The following is a 20,936-nucleotide window of genomic DNA, read 5'->3' on the forward strand; positions in this document are numbered from 1 at the left end:
TATAAATAGGACCTTCTAAATAGAAGGTCTATTTTTTCACGCAAAAATTACATCATCCCATGGAGGTCGCTATGCATCGCGTAAATCTAAACCAGGAACAATTCAACCAACAGGTGATTAATCACGCCTCCTTTGGGATCGCCCTTTTATCGCCAAATGGTTTGATTCTGACCGTAAACCCGGCCTTTGAGCAGACTTTTGGTTATTCCACTGAAGAGTTTGAGGGTATGCGGTTAGAAGACCTTTCTCACCCCGAGGATTTCGGCAACCTTCATGATTTAAAAGCAGTTTTGGGTGAGGAAACAGAAGTGCAGATGGAAAAGCAGTTTATCACAAAAAATGGAGATTATATTTGGGGACAGCTCACGCTCCACCTATTCAGCGACGAGTCGAACCAGCCAGCATACTTCATTTGCCAAATCGTTAACATTACAAAGCAAAAGGAATCCGAGCAACGCCTTCAGGAGTCTGTTGAACGGTATACGTCGCTTAAAAAATATAACCATGACGCCGTCATTTCTTTTGACCTTGATGGTCGAATCATTAATACCAATAGTATGGCGGAAAAGATAACGGGCTATGCCATCGAGTCCGAGTTGATCGGGATGAAGCTTGCGAGTCTGATTGGAGAAGAGAATGTCCAGCGCATTCTGGAAAGAGCCCTTTACGATAATACAGTTGAGCAGTATATCAATAAGCTTGTCACTAAGGACAGCGAAGTCGTTGAAGTGCTCACCAGTATTGCACCTATTTATGTGAACAATCATAATATCGGATTTTATCTTATATGCAAGGACATTTCCGAGCAAAGGCAATTGTCGCTAGCTAAGGAAGCCGCAGAGTCCACGAATAGAGCTAAAAGTGAGTTCCTGGCTATGATGAGTCATGAAATTCGCACTCCCATGAACGGGGTGATAGGCATGACTGATATTCTGCTTGAAACAGAGCTTAATGAAGAACAACGTGAATATGTAGAAATCATTCGCAAAAGCGGAGGAATCCTGCTCAATATAATCAATGATATTCTTGATCTTTCAAAAATTGAGGCAGGCCGCAGCGAGCTACAAGAGGATACATTCGATCTGCGAACTTGCCTCAAGGACAGCTTTTCTGTTATTGCAATAAAAGCTGAACAAAAACATCTGGAGCTCACCAGCATCATAAATCATGATGTTCCTGACTTTATTTACGGTGACGAGGAACGCTTGAAGCAGGTGTTCTTGAACCTGCTAGGGAATGCTGTGAAATTCACACCCGCGGGCAGCATATCGGTAAAAGTGAGGCTTGTAAAGGAAGATCCCTTCCTGCTGGCCTTTACGGTAACCGATACTGGCATTGGAATTGATCCTGATCGACTTACTGATATTTTTGAACCGTTTGAGCAGGTGGATAGCTTTATGATGCGGAGACACGAAGGCACGGGTCTTGGCCTTGCCATCAGCCGCAGAATTGTCGAAATGATGGGTGGTGAGATCTATGCGGAGAGTGACGGCAAGAGCGGTACGTCGGTTACCTTCACAATCAGGCCCAAGAAATCAGTGGTAATCCCTAGCCAAGAGGCTAACATTAACAAGCTTCATACCGCACGTGAGGCGAGAATTTTACTTGCTGAAGACAACTCTATCAATGCGCTAGTGCTGACCAAAATACTCGAAAAAATGGGTCACAGCGTTATCGCCGTAACAAATGGCATAGATGCGGTTGAAGCAGCACGGAAAGAACCCTTTGATCTTATTTTATTGGATCTTCACATGCCCATTATGAACGGTATAGAGGCTATGAAGATGTTAAGAGATGAGCATCAAGAGAAATGTCCGCCCATCATCGCGGTCACGGCTAATGCTTTGAAGGGTGACCGTGAAAATTGTCTAGCTGCCGGAATGGACGAGTATATCAGCAAGCCTGTAAAGCGTGAAGTCATCATAAAGATGTTAGATCAGTTTGTGATCTAATATAAACAGCATAACCTCTCAGTGATATTATCCCCTTCAGGTGAACAGTAAAAAGCCAGTCCATTACTGTTACACTTGGAGGGGATCGCTCTATCCATTGAATTACATAGCATTGCACGTTATACTTTGAAAAGAAATACGGACCCGCTTATCATATAACAGATCCGTCCTTCTATAAGGTATGGATCTTATTTTTTGTATGTATATATTCAGTCAGAGACGGAGGCGCAACATTGCAGCTAATCAATCAATCGGAAGTACAAGATAGGATCGACCTGCTTAAAGATCAGGATCTATATATCCATCTTGAGATGACAACGGGAGCCTACGCTGCCCATTTAGATAGTTCGAAGCATCCAGCCGCTACTTTTATTACCAATGCTGTTATTCGATATTCCCATGGTTCGATTTCCGGCAACGGTCCTTATCGGGTCGGCTTAAAAATGTCGCAGGGCTGGGTTTACTCGGAAGGGCTAACTCACTATGAAGAGAGTGAGACAGGCAGATTGATTATGGCTGGACATGATGCTCAAGGCAAACTGATCGTATCGTTACAATTAAGCCGAGAGCCGTTCTAATGGAAGAGGAGATGAAGAGTTCTGTGGAAAAACATATTCTTGTTATTTTGCCACATCCGGATGATGAGGCCTTCGGTATATCAGGTACCCTTGCCAAACATATACAAAATGGGACCCAAGTTACCTACGCATGCCTAACGCTTGGAGAAATGGGCCGCAATATGGGCATCCCGCCCTTCGCAAATCGGGTAACCCTCCCAGAAATACGTAAGAAGGAGCTGGAGGAATCCTGCGAGGCTATTGGCATACAGGATTTAAGAATGCTTGGTTTTCACGACAAGACGATAGAATTCGAAGATCAAGTCTTGCTCGATGGGCAGATTGATGCGCTCTTGAAAGAGCTTAAACCTTCGTTGATCATCACTTTCTATCCAGGGTACAGCGTACATCCTGATCACGATGCTACTGGAGCCGCAGTGATCCGAACCGTTGCAAGACTTCCAAAGGAAGAAAGACCTCCTGTTCACTGTATAGCTTTTGCTAATAATATTGTAGAGATTGGGGAGCCAAAGGTTATCAATGATGTGAGAGATTTCCTCAAGCACAAGATGGCGTCCATTCAGGCGCATCGTTCCCAATTCCAAGCTGCTGAGCTGTTGGGCAGCAAACCTTTAAATGATAAAGAGATCCAAGCTCGTTTTGGAACAGAACATTTCTGGATTTATCCGTTTGAATGATAATGATCTAGTCAGAATTTTAGCGGTGATCTGTTGTCGGTGCTTAACCGGTGATAGATCGCCGTTTTTGTATGTGAATATTCAACTTTTCAGCGGGGGACGGTGGGAATTTAAGGCGAGGCCTTAAGACACGGGTAATTTGACCTAAAAAATTACTAAGGACTATCCGATATAGAAGATACTAACAATTGAAAGGTGATTAAATGCGAATCGGTCACAACATCACGTCTTTAAATAGTTTGAACAGATTAAATAAAAATAATAAATCTATTACAAGTTCACTAGAGAGGTTATCTTCTGGACTTCGGATAAATATAGCGGCAGATGATGCTGCAGGATTAGCAATTTCTGAGAAAATGAGAGCACAGATTCGTGGATTGTCTCAGGCAGCAAGGAATACACAGGATGGTATTTCACTAATTCAGACTGCTGAGAGTGGACTTGGAACTATACAAGATCCTAATCTGCTAAGACTACGGGAGCTTGCAATACAGGCTTCAAATGATACCTTAACAAATTTTGATCGAACATTGATTCAAAAAGAAGTTGAGCAGATAAAGCTTGGGATAAATGATATTGCTAATAACACTCAATTTAATGGAATTTATTTATTGAATAATGACCTCGAAGTAAACACGAATATTACCCCAGTACAGGGCAATATAAGTACGAACTGGACCGCTAACATACCTGCCAGAGATTTATCTAAGACTTCAGATGGAGGTTACGTCGGAATAAGAATTCCCGGTAATAATCCCTTCAAATTAGATAGTATGGGTAATCTGGTTTGGTCACAAGCAATTCCTAATATGGATGTGTATAGTATTAAGGAATCTAGTGATGGTGGTTATATTTTATTAGGAAATGATTTCTCAGCAGGGGCAATTTCCGATCAAAGGATAAATATAATTAAATGGGATGCGAATTTGAATGAGCAGTGGAGTACAGGGGTATCTGGTGTCTACTCCATTATGGGGAATGAAGTAATTGAGACTAGTGACGGTTCCTTTATTGTGGCAGGGACGGGTTCCGGTATTCAAAATTGGGATGGCCTTATGGCTAAATTTAATAGTAGTGGTGTGCAACAATCCACCTCGATAGTGGGTTCTTCACAATCCAATCCTGTTGGCTATGGAAGCGAAGAATTTAATTCTATTATTGAAACTGCTGACGGCGGTTATTTGGCTATTGGTTCATCAAGTCTCCAACTAAACGGTTCTTATACCGATAAGTCAAGCTGGGTTGTGAAATATGATAGTAACTTAAATCCGTTATGGGACACACGAGTCGGTGCTGCTGGGGATGATGAAGGTTACCGGGCCATCGCAACCAGTGATGGAGGGGCCATAATTGTTGGTTCTTATAACGACTCTACTAAAACTAGTGGATTAATCTATAAACTAGACAGTAGTGGAAACGTATTGTGGGAGAAGAATATCTCAAATGAAACTTCCAACTCCAGTCAACTTACTAGCATTACAGAAATGAAAGATGGGAATTACATCGTTGGAGGAATAGTAGATAATAATTATCGTCTTTCCATCTTTGATCCACAGGGTAATGAATTGGCTAATGTTAATCTAAATGGTGGGGGCTCTACGGATAGACTAAATAACATTATTAGTAATGATGACGGAAGTTACACTTTTTCAACTACAACTGGGATAACCAATTTCAATGTATCTTACGGATCAAACCCTGGTACCACATATGATTACAAAACAGTAAATCTTCAGGTGGGAGCAAACTCTGGGAATAACTTCGCTGTTAAATTAACAGATGCTAGAACTACTGCTCTGGGAATTGCGGATATAGATCTTTCAACTAGACAAGGTGCCGAATTAGCGATTTCGAAAATAGACAAAGCTATAAATACCGTTTCATCCAGGCGTTCAATGTACGGCGCGTATCAAAATGCATTAGAACATATCCATAATAACCTAACCAATTACGAAGTAAACTTAACAGCAGCTGAATCACGAATAAGAGATGCGGATATGGCAAAGGAAATGATGAAGCTTACCAAATACAATGTCTTATCTCAAGCATCACAAGCGATGTTGGCTCAAGCTAATCAACAGCCTCAAGGCGTGTTAGAGTTGTTAAAATAGGGCTATACATACAGTCTATGCATTTCAGTGCATAGGCTTTTTTTAGAATCTATGATGATCTAAGAAATGATTTACAAAAAAATTTCCAGAGACTATTATATTTCTATGCGTAATATTTTCCTTTTTTAACTAGATTATTGTAAGAATTTATCTTTGGAGGTTCAAATGAAAAAGCACGACAAAATCATTTCCTTCATCTTCATGTTCATTATGATGGTGACGGCTATTTTCTGGGTAAACTCGACCACTAGTTGGACTATGATGGGTACCCTTGCTTCCGTAGCCTGTTTCGTACTTTTTGTATTATTGGGACTCCGCACTATACCTGTTTTGACAGATTTTGTTCTGACAAATCCAGCACCTGAAGTAACTCTGGAAGATAAAATACGGGACAGAAAGCAGGCTTGGCTATATATTATCGGCTGGGTTGTGGCTAGTAGGGTCTTGCTTATGATTATCGGGTATATATTTTTGATCATACAGAATGGCTATTCCGGTGGTTTGTTTAGCAAAATAGCTGAGACCTGGCATATATCGGGGATCGACGCTTCACATTATTTGGGCATCGCGGAGAATTGGTATGTGACGGAGGGAGATCCGAAATACCATATTGTGTTTTTTCCTTTTTTTCCAAATCTAATTAAAGTAGTTCAGGTATTTGTAGGGAATTATCTCGTCGCTGGATTCATCGTTTCTAATATTTGCTCGCTTGTCGCTGCCTTGGTCGCCTATGAGCTTGCCGCACTAGACATGCATCGAAAGAGTGCTATGCGAGTAGTAAAGTATATTTTTATATTTCCGGCTGCGTTCTTTTTCTTCATCCCAATGACCGAATCTTTATTTCTGGCCTTATCGCTGTTGTGTTTATATTTTGTGAGAAAAAAAGAATGGCTCATCGGATGTTTATGCGGTGCACTCGCAGCATATACGCGTTCTCCAGGGGTGCTGTTGATTGTACCGGTTGCGATTGAATTTGCACGGGAACTTATCGGGAATTATAAATTACTAGATAAAAAAGCGTTTATACATAAACTGACCACTGCCATTGGTTGTCTTGCTATCATATCGATGGGTATGCTGGCTTATCTTTATATCAACTACTATGTTACGGGAAATGCTTTTCAGTTCAGTATTTACCAGAGGGAGCATTGGTCACAGAAGTTCTATCTTTTTTTCGATACCGTAAGATATCAGATGGAATATGCGGTGGGCACCTTTAAAAGTGGAGATAGCCGTTCTTTTCTCGGCATGTGGCTGCCCAATTTAATCGCTATATTCTCAGCACTAATTATCATGTTTATGGGAGCGAGAAAACTACGGCCATCCTACACTGCTTATTTTATCGTGTATTTTGCTTTCGTAGTGGGAGCTACCTGGTTGCTGTCAGCCCCGCGTTATTTGCTTGTTGCATTTCCGCTAGCTTTTGCAGCCGTTGCGCTCACTAATGAAAAGCCGAAGGATGTTGCACTCACTGTTATATCTGTTGTGGGTAGTATACTGTACTTGGCAATGTTTGTAGCGGGATATCCGGTGTACTGAGGAATCGTGTTAAAATAGGAGAACGCCTAGGTGCGTTCTTCTTTTTTATTGCGAATAATCTTATAGAAACGATGGTGGGTATGAAGATTGATTACGACAATCAGGTGATCGAGTTTAATGTTCAATATGGAAACGGGAAAAAAATCTCCATTCATATAGATTCGTCAGGGCGCATAACACTCAAGGTACCTAAGAAAACATCTGAAGAGACGATTAAAAGTGTGGTTGAGCGTAATGGAAAAATGATTGTGGAGAAGCTGCAAAGTCTCGAAGCGGCTCGTGAAACACCAAAGATGATCAGAGCGTACGAAGATGAAGGAAAGTTCCTGTATCTAGGCAAATATTATTCTCTGCATGAGCTTATAGAGACAGCGGAGCTAAGTGAAGAACAACTTCAGTTAAAGCTGAAAAAGTTCTATTTCTCTAGCTGCAAGAAGCTTATAGGAGAGCGGATCACTAGGTACCAGACGCAGCTTAGAGTAAAACCTAAGAGTATCGAGATTGTAGAGTCCAGGACCAAATGGGGAAGCTGCAGCTCCGATAAAAAGCTAACCTTTAACTATCGTCTGGCCATGGCTCCCGTGGAGGTTATCGATTATGTGATCATCCATGAGTTATGTCATTTGCTGCATATGAACCATGATCGCTCCTTTTGGCGACGGGTTGGAAGCCTAATGCCGGATTATAAGGAGAAGGAAGAATATTTAGCAAGATATGGACGGGCTATGACGTTATGAAAAAAGGGTATTCCAGTGCAACTAGAGTAATGGTTGCCGGGAATACCCTTCGTTATTTTAACCCCTTTGCAGCAATCGATAGAGGTTAAGTGCCAGTTGAATCTCGAATAGCTCATCTGAGTTTTTCAGATCTATATTTAGCAAATCTTTGATTTTATCAATCCGGTAAATAAAGGTGTTGCGGTGAATAAACATCGCTTTGGCGGCTTCGGTTACATTCTGATTGTACATAAAATAATACTCCAAGGTAGACATGAATCTCGTGTTCATCGTCTGGTCATGTTCATGGATGCCTCCCAGAACTTTGTTAAAGAATGTCTCCATTTCCGTAGGCTTAATATTGGAATCCAAAAAATGATAGACAGAATAATCCTCGAAGTGAGCAATGCTCCGGCTGTCTTTATTAAACCGCTGCATGAGCCGCATAGCTTCCTGGGCCTCGAAGAAGCTTCGATGGAGCGAAGCAAGTGTCTTATACTGACTGCCAATGCCGATGAGAAAATGATTTTTAGTCATTTCCTGAGCCAGCAACTGCAGCACCTCTTGAGCAAAGGCTTTCGTATCGCTTACGGAAATTGGCGGTTTATTTTCATTTTTTCCGATCAAGATGATAATTTGCTGATTGCGATAGTAACAGATTAGCTCTCCACCTGCATTACTGGACAAGCCATAGATCAAATTGACACATTTTTTGACCATATGCTCCATTTCGTATTTTCTATAAACCATGTCCGTGTAGTTTTCCAGCTGTGTAGCTTCAATATGGATAACTGTACAGTAATACGCATAGTTAACTTTAAGCCCATGCATAGCAGATAGGGAATGCAGTGTTTCTGTTGAAGTAATATTGCCAGCTAATAAGTCGTCGAAGAAGTCCTGCCTAATTTTATGCTTTACCTCTTCGATTTCCTTGGCTTTGATCCGGTCCAGTGCAAGCATCGTGGATACATGCTCTAACGCGGTGTAGTCAAATTCAACCAGCTTGCGTACCGTTTGCAGAACGACGATATACGCGTAAGCGTTACTGGATACAGAAACCGGCATAATGCAGCACTTGTACGGCTGTCCCTGAGAATAGTAGGTGCGTTTGATGGATTTTTTGATTTCAGTAATATACTTTGGGAAAGCTACCGTGAACTCTGGTGGAAAAACAGGCCTGTTCTTCACCAGTGGCAGGAATTCCTGAAGTGGAGATGGGTTATCCTTATGATCTGTATAGCAGAGTAGGTTCCAGTCTCTATCTAATATAAGAACAGGGTTATGGATCGTGTCGGACAATTCCGCCGATATTTGCTCAATACCGCCTCCTTCGAGTGCGATTTTGAACAGCGCATTATGAAGGTCGAGCGAGCGTCGGTTCACAGCATCGTAATCCGCGTTGGTCTTTTCGTTAATGATCGCAATGACTCTGGACAAGGTGTATTCAAAAGGGAGCTCCAGTAGCGGGAGTCCATGCTTATCAGCAAGCTCGATCATATTCTGCGGGATAGCATCGAAATATCGCTTCATTTTGATGCAGAGTCCTGCACAGTTATTCTCCACCAGCTCATGAATGAATTTGTTCTGCAGCTCCGTGCTGTCTTTGAAGATATATCCGGTGGATAAAAGCAGCTCGTTCGAGGTCAGCCAGTCAAATACGTCCGGATTCTCGATGATATTAACTACGGAGATTTGATTGTTTAGGCCAGAATGCCCCGCAACGATCTTTATGCCTTCGATGGATTTGATTTGTAAGATATCTTTTATCGTTAGCATCAATTCACACCTCTCATCTTCGCCCATTGTGCAATGTGCATAGTGATTACTTGTTGTTTTTAGTGTTCTTGTATGATGACCCCCAGTGTACGGAGGACTACAATAAGGGTGTCAGGTAACGTTTATCCGTTAAACTGTGATATATTTCACAAAAATATCCTTTTTCACACAGAAAGCAGCTCAATCTTCATCATTCTTGGAATTTTATGAACTGAGTGTAACATCTTCTATCATTCATCATCAACCGTTACGGTTTTTTTATGAGAACGCTTTCTATATAGGATAACCTGACAGTAAGTGACCAAACCATTATCTACTTCCTTCTCAAGGGGGCGATCAAACGGAGCATTCTCAGAGCAAGTGTACCTCTTATTTAAAAGCTGGGATATCCAGTGATAGCGCGTTCTTTCATCGGATTCGAGAATCAAGATTTTTCGGAAATGTACACAGCATATTTGAGCGGACGATAAATGTAAGGTGCAAGGCAACTGATGAATTATATACCATTGCGAGCAGTAGGATAGATAATGCGCCTAATACTTTGATCACAGAGGTTAGTAGTTTTTCGGATCTTGGACTGGTTGTGGGAGATGAAGTTTTTGCGGAGAATGATCAATTATATATTGGCACTAAGCTTTCAATATCGATCAAGGAACTGACAGTTTGGCAGAGCTCTTTATCTATTTTTCCAATAGAAGTAAAGACGCTAAGAGATAATTTGGCTGCGGCAAGGGCTTTTATCAATAGCTATGGAAAAGCAGGCGGTATGAAGCAGTTTGCGGGTTCTAGCAGCTTTGAGAGAGAAACGATGCGGCTGCTGGAAGAGCGATCTTCAGGTCTTCTCAATGCCTTGGCGAATGACAGCATGGAAGAGGCTACTCATTATGCAATTCGACTAATGGGGTTAGGCTCAGGGCTGACTCCGTCGGGAGATGATTTTTTAGTTGGATTGTTTGCTGCGATCCATCTGCCTCAGAGTCCTATTAGTAAATATCAGCCGTGGTGCAGGGAAGTCGTGAACGAAGCAGCTGAATTAACGAATGAAATAAGCTATATGGCTCTGAAAAAAGCGGCTTGGGGTCAGGTGAGAGAGTCAATGGGTCAGATGCTGCATTCGCTCATGTATGAGAGTAAGGAAAATATGCTTCTTGGCTTATCGGCAGTGCTGGATATAGGTTCTTCTTCCGGAACAGATATTGCCTTGGGGATCATTAGCGGTTTGAATCTTAATCTAGAACAACGTTGGAGGTAAGATATGTCGACTAAAATAGTAATTAAAAGAAACACATACTTTGATTCCGTCTCGCTCATGTCGTTGTCGACCAAAGCGAATCAAATAGAGGGTGTCGAACAAGCTTTTATCGCAATGGCTACTCAAATGAATAAAGAGGTATTAGCGAATGTAGGGCTGATAACCCCTGAGCTAGAGGAAGCTAAGAATAGTGACCTGATGATCGTAATCAAAGCAGCATCCCCTGAGCTGGCTGAAGTTGCCTTTGAAGCAATCGAAGAGCTGTTTATTAAAAAAGACAGTGCAGTTGGCGGTACAGAGCTTAAATATCCAACAATTGAGTCGGCAGTGAAGAATATGACAGCAGCTAATCTTGCAGTGATTTCAGTCAACGGAGCGTTTGCAGCCAGAGAAGCAAGAAAAGCGCTGGAGAATAATCTACATGTCATGATGTTCAGTGACAACGTAAGCGTAGAAGACGAAATTGAATTAAAAAAAATAGCACATGAGCGTGGATTGCTGATGATGGGGCCGGATTGCGGAACCGCGATCATTGGAAATATGGCCTTATGTTTTGCCAATAAGGTTCGTAAAGGCAATATCGGCATCGTGGGTGCATCCGGCACAGGAAGTCAGGAAATCAGCGTGCGGATTCACGATTTTGGCGGAGGCATCTCACAGTTGATTGGCACAGGCGGCAGAGACCTAAGTGAACGTGTCGGCGGAGTAATGATGCTTGATGCGATGAAAGCGCTTAACGAAGACGAAGCCACTAAGGTCATTGTGTTGATTTCCAAGCCACCCGCCAAAAGTGTGGAACAAAAAGTGCTGAATGAAATCAAAAATATGCATAAGCCTGTCGTGGTCTGCTTTATCGGAGGAACGGAGGAAGCTGTTCTGGAAGCAGGTGGACATTTTGCCAAAACAACCAAAGAGGCCGCGCTAAAGGCGGTAATTCTATCCGGCATTGATGAGAGTCAAATTGACAAGCATCCGCTAAACCTTCCGCTGATTGAGGAGATTAAGGTCAAGCTGAAGCCAGAACAGAAGTATATTCGTGGGTTATTCTGCGGCGGTACTTTATGTGATGAAGCAATGTATCTAGCGATGGAGAAATACGACGATGTCTATAGCAATATTCCAAAAGATCCGGAATATCAGCTGGGTGATATCCATATCAGCCAAGCGCATACGTTTATTGACTTTGGGGATGATGGGTTCACTAACGGCAAACCACATCCGATGATTGATCCTTCTTCACGGATTGCCAGATTCAAGCAGGAAGCAAAGGACCCGGCGGTGGGCGTGATCATTATGGATTTTGTATTAGGCTATGGATCGCATGAGGATCCAGTAGGTGTTATGGTGCCTGCAATTATTGAGGCTAAGCAAGCAGCGGAACAAGAAGGCAGACATTTGGAGATTGTCGGCTATGTACTTGGAACCGATCTGGATACACCTTTCGTCCAAGAACAGCTTGATAAGCTGGTATCCGCGGGCGTTACCTATGCAAGCAGTAATACGAATGCAGGACTTCTTGCCAGAGGTTTTGTAGAGAAGGGAGTATAACATGAGCAGAATCAATGAGTTATTTAAGAGTGAACTTCACGTTATCAATGTCGGCCTAGAAATGTTCAAGGATGATATCCTGAAGCAAAAAGGCAACGTAACCCATCTGGAATGGAAGCCACCTGGTGGAGGTAAGCCCGAATTAATTGCCGCACTGGATGCGTTAGAGCAAGAGGGGATTGCTGCAAAGATTGAGGCTGCCAACAAGCTGGCTGTAGAGCGAATCGTGAATTCACAACCGGTATTGGTTGGTTTTGATCAAGCGATCAATGTCGTACCAGGGATGACTAAGACTACGATATTACATGCAGGGCCTCCGATTACCTGGGATAAGATGAGTGGTCCCATGAAAGGTGCAGTTACCGGCGCTTTGGTCTTTGAGGGCTTGGCGAAGGATCTGAATGAAGCTGCCGAACTAGCGGCATCAGGTGAGATTACGTTCTCCCCTTGTCACGAGCATAATTGTGTGGGGTCCATGGCAGGGGTAACCTCAGCCTCTATGTTCATGCACATTGTAGAGAATAAAACGTATGGCAACATCGCTTATACGAACCTTAGTGAGCAACTGTCGAAAATCTTGCGGATGGGTGCAAACGATGAAACGGTCGTTGCCCGTTTGATCTGGATGAGAGATGTGCTTGGACCGATGCTGCGTGAGGCGATGAAGTTCTCTGAGAACGGCATTGATCTGCGGCTCATGTTATCACAGGCGCTCCATATGGGAGATGAATGCCATAACCGCAACAACGCTGGAACGACTCTTTTGATTCAGGCATTAACGCCGCTTATCCTGAGAACGGATTTTACTAATGAGCAGAAAATCGAAGTGTTCGATTTTGTGGCAATGAGTGATTATTTCTCCGGACCAACCTGGATGGCTCTTTGTAAATGTGCGCTTGATGCTGCCCATGGCATCGAGCATAGCACCATCGTAACAACGATGGCCCGCAATGGCGTGGAATTCGGTATTCGTGTCAGTGGAATGCCAGGCAATACCTGGTTTACCGGCCCTGCGCAAAAGGTTGTCGGACCGATGTTTGCAGGGTATAAGCCGGAAGATTCGGGACTCGATATCGGTGACAGTGCGATTACCGAAACGTATGGTATAGGTGGCTTCGCCATGGCAACCGCGCCGGCGATTGTAGCATTAGTTGGGGGAACCGTAGATGATGCCATGAACTATTCTGTGAAAATGAAGGAAATTACTACGACGGAGAATCCAAATGTGACGATTCCTTTGTTGAACTTCCGCGGAATTCCTACTGGAATCGATATTCGTAAAGTGGGTCAAACCAGCATTATGCCAGTGATCAACACGGCTATTGCCCATAAGGATCCAGGCATCGGAATGATTGGAGCCGGAATCACTCATCCTCCAATCGAGTGTTTCGAGCAAGCCATTCTCGCTTTTAGCCAGAGCATGCATTCATAGAACCACCCGCCCTTCAGGCCTATTCAAGGGCCTGAGGGCTTCATAAGCCATTGGTATGTAAGCGCTAACGATCTAGGGGGAGATTTATTATGGATCAAGTATTTATGAAGATGTTCTGGAAAAAGGGAGATTGGGCCGCGTTTTTCGGGCTGCTTGCTAACAATTTAACCAATCTGCTTACGATGATTTCATTGTTAATTTTTGTAGTAGGATTTCCGGAAGGTATGGTTTACGGCAGAGTCGTTCCTGCGTTTGGACTCGCGATTTTTATCGCAAGTATTGCTTATGGCTGGTTTGGATATCAGCTAGCCAAAAAAACAGGCCGAACGGATATAACCGCATTACCTTCAGGACCTAGTGCTCCATCGATTTTTACGGTAACTTTTCTAGTGTTAATTCCCGTATTTAGAGAAACCAATGATGCATCATTTGCGCTGCAAATTGGTCTCGTATGGTGCCTGTTCGAAGCTTTGATCCTTATTGTCGGCTCATTTCTGGGAGATGTGCTGCGTAAGGTTATTCCAAGAACCGTACTTTTATCTTGTTTATCTGGACTTGGATTGTTATTGCTGGCCATGAACCCGATGCTGCAATCCTTCGAAACACCAGTGGTTGCTTTTGTTGTACTTGTGATCATCTTTATTAACTGGTTTGGCAAATCGCCGATATTCAAAAAAATTCCTACAGGATTCCTGCTGCTGATTGCAGGAACCGCGCTGGCTTGGATATTCGGCTTGCAGAATCCAGAAGCGATCACAACGGCTCTTTCAACACTGGGGTTTAATCCACCTGAGGTGCATATTACCAGCTTAATTCAAGGGATTCCGCATGCCTTGCCATACCTGGCTTCTGCAATTCCATTGGGACTGGCGAATTATATTTTTGACCTTGAAAATATTGAGAGCGCACATGCTGCGGGAGATCCTTATAACACTCGTAACGTCATGCTAACGAACGGGGTTGCTTCAAGTATTGGTGCTTTTACAGGTAATCCGTTCCCGGTAACTGTGTACATTGGTCATGCAGGCTGGAAATCTATTGGGGCTGGACTTGGTTATACCATAGCTTCTGGTTTCTCCATGTTAATTATTTGTCTCTTTGGTATAGGGGCACTGCTGTTGTCTATCATACCTGTTGTGGCGATTGTTCCGATTCTGGTCTATGTCGGGGTCGTTACGGCGAATCAGGTGGTTCGAGAGACACCTAAAAATGAAGTTCCCGTTATCTTTATCACCTTGTTCCCATGGATTGCTAACTGGGCTTTAACGCTTGCGAACAACATTTTTAATGCGGCTGAAACTTCGGCTTCTAAGGTGGGGATTGATCTCTTATTAAGTAAAGGGGTTTATTACAACGGCCTGATGCATTTAGGAAATGGTGCACCGCTTAGCAGCTTGATTTGGGGCTCCATCACTATTTTCTCTATCCTGAATAAACCACTGCGGGCTGCTGTCTTTGCTGTAATCGCGTCTGGCCTATCTTTATTTGGGATCATTCACGCGCCGACTGTTGGATTTGCTCAAGCTTCACTTATGCCGTTCGTATACGCCTATTTGATGGTTGCAGGATTATTTGTTTATAAGCATTTTTCAGACCTTCGTGACCCAGCGAACAAGCTGCAATCCGAATAAATAATTGATAAAAAGAAATAGGAGAGCTAGAGCCATGACTAATCAAACTCTGTCAGAAGATTTAATTCAAGCAGCGGATCGCGGGGATTTAGCTGCCGTAGAACAGCTTTTAGCTCGTGGTGCCGATGTTCATCATAAGGATGCCAGTGGTCGTACTGCGCTGATGGCGGCAACGCAAAAAAATCATATTCCTCTCGCTCAAAAGCTGATTGAAGCAGGCAGTGACGTGAATGCAAGAGATATCACTATGTTATCACCCTACCTGTGTGCCGGTGCCAATGGATTCCATGAGATTCTGTCTTTAACTCTTGCCGCAGGTGCGGATACAACCAGTGTAAATCGTTTTGGGGGAACTACACTGCTTCCTTCCAGCGAGAAGGGGTATCTAAGAACTGTTCAGAAATGCCTGGAAGCAGGCGTTGCAGTTAACCATATGAACAATCTGGGATGGTCTGCCTTGTTGGAGGCAGTAATTCTCGGGAATGGTGGCCGTTTATACTCTGATATTATTCAGTTGTTGGTGGATGCTGGAGCGGATGTTCAATTGCCGGATCGTGACGGCAAATCATCGTTGCAGCATGCAGAAGAGCTGGGACAGGAGAGGGTCATCCGTATTCTCAATAAAGAAAAGCTAACGATTCATCCAAGTATTCAAAGCGCTCAAGAGCTAGCTCGGGCAGAGGATTTCCTGAAAGCAAGTTTGGTTATGGAACATGCAATGCAAGAGGACAGTAATAATTCAGACTTCTATTACTATAAAGGATACTTCTTAGGGGAACTCGGGAGATATGAGGAAGCTTTGGCAGCCTATCAACAGGCACTTACTATCGAACCGGATGACCTTGATTTCTATTTCTATACCGCAAATGCCTACCGAATGATGAAGCGATCCGAGCAAGCGTTAGCAGAGTATGACAAAGCGATAGAACGCGATCCTGGCGAAAGCTTCTTCCGCTATCATAAATCCAATTATTTAAGAGAGTTGGGCAGGCATGAGGAAGCGGTTAAAGTTATGGATCAGCTTCTGGAACAGCAGCCTGAACGGTATGATTTCTCGTTTCATAAGGCGAACAGCTTGAGATCACTTGGCCGGCATCAAGAGGCAGTTGAGGCGATTGAGAACGCAATTGCTAACGATCCGAGCAATCCTTTATATCATCATCATAAGGCACAGTCACTTGGTTTACTTGGTGATCATGAAATGGCCATTCAAGAAATAGATATTGCTATCAGCTATAATCCTGCCAATCCGGATTTTCACTCCGCGAAGGAACAATTTCAGCTGGCCCTTAAACGCTAATAAATGAGGATCAACTGATCCGTCAGGAGGAATGGAATGAGTAAATTTATAGTTGTAGCCATTGGCGGTAATTCATTGGTGAAAGACAATGGCCGCGATTCTATAGAGGATCAGTCTGAGGCAGTACGTGAAATTGCTGTGAATATCGCTGATCTGGTGCAAGCAGGCAACGATGTGGTGGTTACTCACGGCAACGGTCCACAGGTTGGATTCGAGCTGAGACGAAGCGAGGTGGCTTCGGAAGTCACTGGAATGGATGTTACTCCGCTGGTCAATTGCGTGGCGGGCACGCAAGGGGGCATAGGCTATTTAATTCAGCAGGCCTTAACAAATGAATTCATTCATCGCAGATTAGACAAAAAGGTTGCCACAGTCATTACTCAGGTCGAGGTTAGCAAAAATGATCCGAATTTTCAGTCTCCCTCGAAACCAGTGGGCTCCTTCTTCACGCTTGAGCAAGCAGAGGAGATGAAGCGTGCCAAGCCAGATTGGGTCATCATTGAGGATTCAGGACGAGGTTACCGCCGTGTTGTTCCATCGCCTAAGCCGATTGATATCGTTGAAAAAGACGTCATTAAATCACTCATTGAGACGGGTTATGTGGTAATCGCTGTTGGCGGAGGCGGGATTCCTGTGATCAAAACCGAAAATAATACCTACGAAGGTATCGATGCAGTCATTGACAAAGACTTTGCTACAAGTCTGCTGGCCGAACAGATCGATGCAGAATCTCTTATCATTACAACAGGAGTTCCTCAGGTATGTGTGAATTTCGGTACGCCTGAGCAGAAGGCTCTTGAAGAAGTTACAGCGGCAGAAATGTTGGTATATGCGGAGCAGGGTCATTTTCCTGCTGGCAGTATGCAGCCTAAAATTGAAGCAAGTCTTGGCTTTTTGAAAAAAGAGGGACGCAGAGTTATCATTACCAATCCGGAAAATATGAAAGCTGCGATGAGCCAACAGGCTGGCACACATATTGTAAATTAATAGGATCTAATTTATCTCATCATTTCATGGAGACCGCCACTGATCTAAATCAGGGCGGTTTTTTGACATATTCATGAATTGTTATCTAACTGTTGCTTTCAGATGGCCATATTCTGGTGAATAAAAGGAAGATAAGAGGTAAAACTATGTCCACTATAGAGAAAAAAATACATTAAAATGCGGGGGTAAAAGATGATATCGAATAAAGGAACAACACAACGTTTTACCAGGGCTACAATTCTTTGTTGTATTTGTGCATGTACGGTATTGCTAAGTGGTTGCACTAAAGCAGCGGATGAGACTCAAGTGCCTACTCCAACAGCTCAAGTAGAAACCGCAGCACCTTCTGCAGAAGCAACTACACCTGTACCTACGAATAACGCAACAGAACAACCCCTAACATCTGCGTCACCCGGCTCAAATACTGGGAAACTTCCAGAGGGGGTTAGCATTCAGAGAGTTATCAAGGAGGTTTCGTTAAAAGATAACTATCATAAAAAGGTTGAGCTGCTAACTGACGGAGGCAAGCGGGTCACCATCACAGATCCGAATCAAAAGATTGTTTTGCAGCAGATTGAATATGACGGAAGGATCACTGCGGTTAAGGGTAAACAGGTTACTGTTCAAGTGGAGGGCGGTAAAGAGCAAACCTTAACGATTCCTGATCATATAGTCATTGAAGATGAAGACAAGCTCGGATTGAACAATGGCGTTGAAATCGAGTGGACGGTAAATGCAGACGGACAAATCGAAAGTGTGGAACTGGACGATTAAAAAATTACCGAGGTGAGCTGGATGAAATTTCTAATCGTACTTGGTAGTATTCTTGTTCCCATTGTTATGCTGATGTTACAGGGGAAATCGATAAAGTGGCGTATGGTTTTTAATGTTGTTTCGATCTTAAGTACGATTATCTTTGGAAATATTTCTGCCTTGGCAATTTACGAAATATTAAGAGATCATGCTGTATTTATGACCTCGATCCATGCGATATTTTTAAATCCAATGTTTCTTATTACCGGAGCCTATCTTGGCGTTTATTTAATTTATCGGTTGATGATAATTTCGTATGACGAGGTTTATATGTGATCGGTGCAATACAAATAGGGATGTTCCTGCGAAGGACACCCCTATTTGTGTTGTTAACAGGACGGGGGGTTAAGAGGACTTTCCTACAACGTTTGTTCCGCTCTTCGTGATCTTGTAGGTGATGATATCACCATTCCAGAAGTGGAACTTCAGGATTACCTCGCCGTCTTTAACATCTTTAAAGAACGCGGGAAGCAGCTTGATTTCTTTAGTGTTATAAGAAGGTGAGAAGGTATTGCCGAATTCCTTAAATGGAGTCCAGTCCTGCGGACCTGCATTGCCACCAGCGGTATATACAGCTTCCATTGTGGCAAGCTGGTTACCATTAAAGGTGGTCGGAATGGCAAAGGATTCAGTCGTGCCTTTTGCATCGCTTAATTTAGCTGTGTCATACACAATCACCTTAAGTCTCCACGCAACACCCTTGTTGAATTTCAGAGTCAGCACGGCATTTTCACCGTATTTTTGGGAAGCTGTGAGCTTTTTAAGTTGGCTGGCTTTGAGGATGAGCTCCTCACCATTTAAGGTGTAATCTTTACCTTTGGTCAGATACTTTCCGTTGGCACTAATGGTGGTTAGCTTATTTCCGTTCAGGTTCAGCTTAACCTTGGTATCTTTGATTTGTGCACCTTTTTTTAGGTAGACCAAATCGCTTTCGGTGCTGGAGGAACGCTCCTTCAGACCAGACATTAATACATTGTGGAGTTCAGGGTCAGACCACTTATAAGTTTTACGGTTGAAATGCTGCCCGTTATCCCAGAGCATGGAAGTCATTTTCTTTTCTTTCAAATAATAAGTCAGATACTCGAAGAATTTAAGCTTCTCGCCCTGTTCAATCACACCCGTGTCTTTATCGAAACCTAATAAACCAAATTCGCCGACGATGACAGGGATGCCTTTAGGTACAAATGTATTGTAAACGTTATCAAAAGTTTGAGTGATATCATTTTTTGTATCTTTTTCAAATGTGGTGTAGCCGGCAATGTTCACACTAAACGGCCAGAAGCCATAGAAGTGAACGGTCGCAATAATATTTGGATCGTTCAGAGCCGTAATCGTCTTATAGAGATGATCCATTCTTGTTTGCGTAGGTGAAGACTCTAATGAAGGTAATACAAGTGGGCGGAGGTCGTTTTTCCCACCGGATTTCCGCACGATTTGATAGAAAGAGTTATTAAGTTCAGTAAGCATTTGCTCCATTTTTGCTTCGTCTGTGCTTCCACCATCGGTGAACCGAGGTTCATTTATGCTCTCGAACATCAGCTTATCGGATTTGTCCTTGAAGCGATCGGCAATTTGAGTCCAAGCTGCATTATAACGTGCCAGCGTTTCATCGTGTTTTTCTTCCATATGGCTTACCCATAGCCAGGAATCATGGTGGACATTAATCATGACATAAAGCTTGGCGTCCAGTGCCCAGCCGACAACTTCTTCCACACGGTCGAGGTAGGCCTTTTCTAGGGTATAGTCTGGTGCCGCACCCATGTGAGTATCCCAGGTCACAGGAATCCGAATGCTTTTATAGCCTTGAGCGGCGATCTTTTTAATAAGATCTTGGGTCACACGTGGATTGCCCCAGGAGGTTTCATCCTCACCTGTAGCATCTAAAGTATTGCCAAGGTTCCATCCGGGCTGCATTTCGTCTACATAGGATTGGATCTTACTCTTTGGCGCTGCCTTAGCTTGTTGCTCGTCCTTAGTTGCAGCTGCGGCCATGGATGAGAACAGAGAGAGCAGAAGAGCGGTGACAAGTGTCAATGATAAGAAGGATTTCTGGATTCGCGTAGTCATTGAATTCTCCTTTGTGAGATAAATTTAGGATGCTTGGACCTGGCTTTGACGCTGTACTTGGTGGTTAAATGAACGCAAACACCTCCAGTTTTATTTTGTAAACGCTTTCTGAATATACCCTAACATAGAATACACTTAGCGAGTACCTTACTAATTTGTGGTAAATTCATATAAGAATTAGTGATTTAAATTAATTTGCCCCACAGTTGGATAAAGAAATTATTTGAATAACCCTACTCGTAGAAATTGGTTATTCAATAGGATTATCTCTAGCTGCCCGTTATACAAAAAAGAAATATAACATGACAAAAGCATATATATTAGTTATGATGAAGCATGAAAATTTAAAATTAGAAATAGGTGCCAACTATGAATGTTGCGGAAGTACAATCATAGATTGGTTAAATGGAAAGCGGGTGTGAATCCCGCGCGGTCCCGCCGCTGTGAAAGAGGAGTCCTTGCAAAATGCCACTGGGAAACTGGGAAGGCAGCAAGGGTGATGATACTTGAGCCAGAATATCTGCCTTTTTCTGTTACACCATCAAACTCTACGATCG

Annotated in this window: 16 protein-coding genes and 1 riboswitch; of the genes, 14 read left to right on the forward strand and 2 right to left on the reverse strand. The window is 43.1% G+C overall.

Annotated elements, in window-relative coordinates:
• Nucleotides 1-71: 71 nt before the first annotated feature.
• The 6 genes from MHB56_RS18230 to MHB56_RS18255 all read left to right on the forward strand — a co-directional run bounded on the left by MHB56_RS18230 (nt 72) and on the right by MHB56_RS18255 (nt 7,594).
• Entirely contained in the window at nt 72-1,952 is a 1,881-nt protein-coding gene (locus MHB56_RS18230) for a PAS domain S-box protein (RefSeq protein ID WP_076185104.1), read from the forward strand.
• Nucleotides 1,953-2,185: 233 nt separating this feature from the next.
• Nucleotides 2,186-2,530, forward strand: a complete 345-nt coding sequence (locus MHB56_RS18235; RefSeq protein WP_076128602.1) for a YojF family protein — start codon at nt 2,186-2,188, stop codon at nt 2,528-2,530.
• Nucleotides 2,531-2,553: 23 nt separating this feature from the next.
• Complete coding sequence (gene bshB2, locus MHB56_RS18240) at nt 2,554-3,207, forward strand: bacillithiol biosynthesis deacetylase BshB2 (RefSeq protein WP_038574105.1); 654 nt, start codon at nt 2,554-2,556, stop codon at nt 3,205-3,207.
• Nucleotides 3,208-3,410: 203 nt separating this feature from the next.
• The gene (locus MHB56_RS18245) at nt 3,411-5,318 is read left to right on the forward strand and encodes a flagellin N-terminal helical domain-containing protein (protein ID WP_076302913.1); all 1,908 of its coding nucleotides are present in this window, start codon (nt 3,411-3,413) and stop codon (nt 5,316-5,318) included.
• A 165-nt stretch (nt 5,319-5,483) separates the two neighbouring features.
• Entirely contained in the window at nt 5,484-6,857 is a 1,374-nt protein-coding gene (locus tag MHB56_RS18250) for a hypothetical protein (protein ID WP_280753663.1), read from the forward strand.
• 80 nt (nt 6,858-6,937) lie between these two features.
• Nucleotides 6,938-7,594, forward strand: coding sequence for a M48 family metallopeptidase (locus MHB56_RS18255; protein ID WP_038574107.1), 657 nt, complete (start codon nt 6,938-6,940; stop codon nt 7,592-7,594).
• A 57-nt stretch (nt 7,595-7,651) separates the two neighbouring features.
• On the opposite strand, the gene MHB56_RS18260 is transcribed toward MHB56_RS18255, so the two are convergent.
• On the reverse strand, nt 7,652-9,349 hold the full coding sequence (locus MHB56_RS18260) for a PucR family transcriptional regulator (RefSeq protein WP_076305179.1): 1,698 nt from the start codon (nt 9,347-9,349) through the stop codon (nt 7,652-7,654).
• A 541-nt stretch (nt 9,350-9,890) separates the two neighbouring features.
• On the opposite strand from MHB56_RS18260, the gene MHB56_RS18265 reads away from it, so the two are divergent.
• From MHB56_RS18265 to MHB56_RS18300, 8 genes are all read left to right on the forward strand, one after another.
• Nucleotides 9,891-10,601: a DUF2877 domain-containing protein gene (locus tag MHB56_RS18265; protein WP_081383427.1), complete on the forward strand. Its 711-nt coding sequence runs from the start codon at nt 9,891-9,893 to the stop codon at nt 10,599-10,601.
• 3 nt (nt 10,602-10,604) lie between these two features.
• A complete protein-coding gene (gene fdrA, locus MHB56_RS18270) occupies nt 10,605-12,149 on the forward strand; it encodes an acyl-CoA synthetase FdrA (RefSeq protein WP_076302916.1) in 1,545 nt (514 codons plus the stop codon).
• 1 nt (nt 12,150) lies between these two features.
• Nucleotides 12,151-13,581 (forward strand): YlbE family protein, encoded by a 1,431-nt coding sequence (locus MHB56_RS18275; protein WP_076302917.1) that lies wholly within the window; start codon nt 12,151-12,153, stop codon nt 13,579-13,581.
• 89 nt (nt 13,582-13,670) lie between these two features.
• A complete protein-coding gene (locus tag MHB56_RS18280) occupies nt 13,671-15,212 on the forward strand; it encodes a hypothetical protein (protein WP_036684876.1) in 1,542 nt (513 codons plus the stop codon).
• Nucleotides 15,213-15,246: 34 nt separating this feature from the next.
• Nucleotides 15,247-16,512 (forward strand): tetratricopeptide repeat protein, encoded by a 1,266-nt coding sequence (locus tag MHB56_RS18285; RefSeq protein WP_339281685.1) that lies wholly within the window; start codon nt 15,247-15,249, stop codon nt 16,510-16,512.
• 36 nt (nt 16,513-16,548) lie between these two features.
• Nucleotides 16,549-17,499, forward strand: coding sequence for a carbamate kinase (gene arcC / locus MHB56_RS18290; RefSeq protein WP_076128616.1), 951 nt, complete (start codon nt 16,549-16,551; stop codon nt 17,497-17,499).
• Nucleotides 17,500-17,691: 192 nt separating this feature from the next.
• Nucleotides 17,692-18,273, forward strand: coding sequence for a hypothetical protein (locus MHB56_RS18295; RefSeq protein WP_076305183.1), 582 nt, complete (start codon nt 17,692-17,694; stop codon nt 18,271-18,273).
• A gap of 21 nt (nt 18,274-18,294) precedes the next feature.
• Nucleotides 18,295-18,588, forward strand: coding sequence for a transposase (locus MHB56_RS18300; protein ID WP_076310523.1), 294 nt, complete (start codon nt 18,295-18,297; stop codon nt 18,586-18,588).
• Nucleotides 18,589-18,657: 69 nt separating this feature from the next.
• Here MHB56_RS18300 and MHB56_RS18305 read toward each other — a convergent pair whose 3' ends face one another.
• Nucleotides 18,658-20,379 carry a cellulase family glycosylhydrolase gene (locus MHB56_RS18305; RefSeq protein ID WP_339281686.1) on the reverse strand — a complete coding sequence of 574 codons (1,722 nt, stop codon included), beginning with the start codon at nt 20,377-20,379 and terminating at the stop codon, nt 18,658-18,660.
• A gap of 341 nt (nt 20,380-20,720) precedes the next feature.
• A riboswitch (cobalamin riboswitch) is annotated at nt 20,721-20,921 on the forward strand.
• Nucleotides 20,922-20,936: the final 15 nt, after the last annotated feature.

Source organism: Paenibacillus sp. FSL H8-0315, from assembly GCF_038005365.1.
Lineage (GTDB): Bacteria > Bacillota > Bacilli > Paenibacillales > Paenibacillaceae > Paenibacillus_AQ > Paenibacillus_AQ odorifer.

Coding starts and splice junctions, on each gene's coding strand:
- MHB56_RS18250 (WP_280753663.1), top strand. CDS start 5,484: ATGAAAAAGCACGACAAAATCATTTCCTTCATCTTCATGTTCATTATG.
- MHB56_RS18295 (WP_076305183.1), top strand. CDS start 17,692: ATGATATCGAATAAAGGAACAACACAACGTTTTACCAGGGCTACAATT.
- MHB56_RS18230 (WP_076185104.1), top strand. CDS start 72: ATGCATCGCGTAAATCTAAACCAGGAACAATTCAACCAACAGGTGATT.
- arcC (WP_076128616.1), top strand. CDS start 16,549: ATGAGTAAATTTATAGTTGTAGCCATTGGCGGTAATTCATTGGTGAAA.
- MHB56_RS18300 (WP_076310523.1), top strand. CDS start 18,295: ATGAAATTTCTAATCGTACTTGGTAGTATTCTTGTTCCCATTGTTATG.
- MHB56_RS18280 (WP_036684876.1), top strand. CDS start 13,671: ATGGATCAAGTATTTATGAAGATGTTCTGGAAAAAGGGAGATTGGGCC.
- MHB56_RS18305 (WP_339281686.1), bottom strand. CDS start 20,379: ATGACTACGCGAATCCAGAAATCCTTCTTATCATTGACACTTGTCACC.
- MHB56_RS18285 (WP_339281685.1), top strand. CDS start 15,247: ATGACTAATCAAACTCTGTCAGAAGATTTAATTCAAGCAGCGGATCGC.
- MHB56_RS18275 (WP_076302917.1), top strand. CDS start 12,151: ATGAGCAGAATCAATGAGTTATTTAAGAGTGAACTTCACGTTATCAAT.
- MHB56_RS18255 (WP_038574107.1), top strand. CDS start 6,938: ATGAAGATTGATTACGACAATCAGGTGATCGAGTTTAATGTTCAATAT.
- MHB56_RS18245 (WP_076302913.1), top strand. CDS start 3,411: ATGCGAATCGGTCACAACATCACGTCTTTAAATAGTTTGAACAGATTA.
- MHB56_RS18260 (WP_076305179.1), bottom strand. CDS start 9,349: ATGCTAACGATAAAAGATATCTTACAAATCAAATCCATCGAAGGCATA.
- fdrA (WP_076302916.1), top strand. CDS start 10,605: ATGTCGACTAAAATAGTAATTAAAAGAAACACATACTTTGATTCCGTC.